Genomic DNA, 2,100 nt, shown 5'->3' on the forward strand with positions numbered 1-2,100 from the left:
CTACTCCTCCTCCCAGGGGAACTGCCCCGTCCGCACGTACCGCGAGATCTTGGCGAGGTTCTCCTGGTCGGAGAACACCTCCCGGTTCGCCTCGATCGCCTTCGCACGCGACGTGACGAGCGTGTCGTCCAGCGCGCCGAGGTACTTCTTGTAGCGCGCGATGCCGGTCTTCGGCAGGTAGCGCAGCCGCAGGAGATGCCGGCGGAGCAGATTGGCGCTGTTCTCCTCGCAGGCGTCCACCAGGTGCCAGTCCAACGCCTGCCGGGCGGTGACCGGTTGGGTCATCACGGTCAGGTAGTTGGCCTTCGCCACGCCCGTCTTCCGGATGAGGAAGGGCAGCACGCACGCGGGCATCAGTCCGAACAGCAGCTCCGACAGGCTGAAGACCGTCCTTTCCTCGCAGAGGACGACGTCGCACGCCGCCACGAAGCCCACTCCCCCGGCGTTGACCTTGCCCCGCACGTGCGCGACGGAGACGAACGAGCCCGTGGCTATCGACAGCCACAGGTCGTACAGCGCCTCGGCGTGCGACCGCTGGTGACCGTCGCTCTGCTCGGCGGAACTGATCTCCTGGAAGTCGGCACCGGTGCAGAAGACGTCGGGCAGGCCCTCGAGTACGAGCACCTTCGCGTGCTCCTCGCAGAACTCGACGACCCGCGCGCACTCCTCGACCAGCCGGCTGTTGATCCGGTTCTCGGCATCGGGCCGATGTATCCGGAGGAAGCAGATCTCCCTGTCGAACCGGACCTCGACGGTCTCGTACTCGACGCCCGTCACGAGATCCACTCGTACTCCCGGTGGAACTCGTCTATCCGCTTCAGGAACAGCAGCTCACGGCCGAGAGCGTCCCTGGCCTCGGGGACGGTGGAGCCGGCGAGTTCGACGTTGCGGGTGCCGAACCTGACGGTGTCGTTCTGCTTGAGCAACAGGTCGTACTGCGACATGTCCAGTTCGTACCGGTCGTCCAGTGAGGCCGCGATACCCATCCGGCTCAACCGCTCCTGGCTCTCGGGTCGTATGACGCCGCTGAAGAACTCCGAGCAGCATCCGGAACCGTAGGAGAAGCACCCGACGCGCTGGGCGCCGCCGGACAGATCCGCGTTGTCGACGGTGCCGGCCAGCGCCAACATCGTGGTCGCCCCCATGATGTTGCCGATCCGACGACAGTACGTCAGGCCCGGCTCCATCCGTCGCGCGAAGTCCTCCTCGATCGCCGCCGGGCGCGCCTTCGCCATCTTGCGCATCAGATTGCGGTGCGCGCCCTTGACCATGCCACCGAAGGGCGTGTGGAACGCGAGGTAGCCGAAAGTGTCAGCGAAGTCCACGTCGCCGACGCGCCGTTGGTACTCCAGGAAGGCGTTCTCGCAACAGTCGAGGTAGGACAGCAGGGACAACTCGGCGTTGCCCGCCTCGCTGTCGGGCAGCGGCCTGCACGTGTCCATGACCTCGTGACCGTAGTAGCCGCTGGCGCCGACGTCGATCTGGAAGATCCTCGGGTTGTCGCTGACGAGCATGGCGACCGCGCCCGCCCCACCGCTGGGCTCGGCGAAGGACCAGTCCTCGGACAACGCGTCGCCGCCCTCGGCCACCATGAACCGGGTCAGATCCGTCGCGATCACCAGCGCCTTCGCGCCCGGCGAGGTCTGCGACAGCACGAAGTTCGCCGCCGACTGCAAGGCGGCCACACCCGAATAGCACGCCACCTTGATCTCGAAGAGCCGGCAGTTGCGTCCCAGCCCGAGCAGGCTGTGGAAGTACGTGCTCATCGACTTGCCGAAGTCGAAGGCCGACTCCGTCGCGGTGATCACCATCTCGATACGGTCGCGCTCCTCCTCGCTGAGCGCGTCGATGATCGGCTTCGCGGCGTTGACCCCGAACGTCACCGGGTCCTCGTCCGGCAGCGCGACGGTCTTCTCCCGCATCCCGAGATTCTCGAACCGCGCGGTGTCGAGTCCCCGGTGGACCGCCAGCTTTCCGACGTCGACGAAGCTCGTACCTGCGAAGACGTTCATCGCCTCGATGCCTACGGGCGTCATGAGACTTCCCCCCTGAGTGTGCTGCCGGCGCGGCTGACGCCCGCGTTCCTCCTGATCCACCACA

At 66.4% G+C, this 2,100-nt stretch carries 2 protein-coding genes; both read right to left on the minus strand.

Annotation, left to right across the window (positions count from 1 at the left end):
• Positions 1 to 786, minus strand: coding sequence for an enoyl-CoA hydratase/isomerase (locus AN216_RS24085; protein ID WP_070198816.1), 786 nt, complete (start codon positions 784 to 786; stop codon positions 1 to 3).
• Positions 774 to 2,036, minus strand: coding sequence for a hydroxymethylglutaryl-CoA synthase family protein (locus AN216_RS24090; protein ID WP_070198817.1), 1,263 nt, complete (start codon positions 2,034 to 2,036; stop codon positions 774 to 776). The genes AN216_RS24085 and AN216_RS24090 overlap by 13 nt, the downstream gene beginning before the upstream one ends.
• Between the last annotated feature and the right edge of the window lie 64 nt (positions 2,037 to 2,100).

The sequence above is a fragment of the Streptomyces oceani genome (assembly GCF_001751245.1).
Taxonomy (GTDB): Bacteria; Actinomycetota; Actinomycetes; order Streptomycetales; family Streptomycetaceae; genus Streptomyces; species Streptomyces oceani.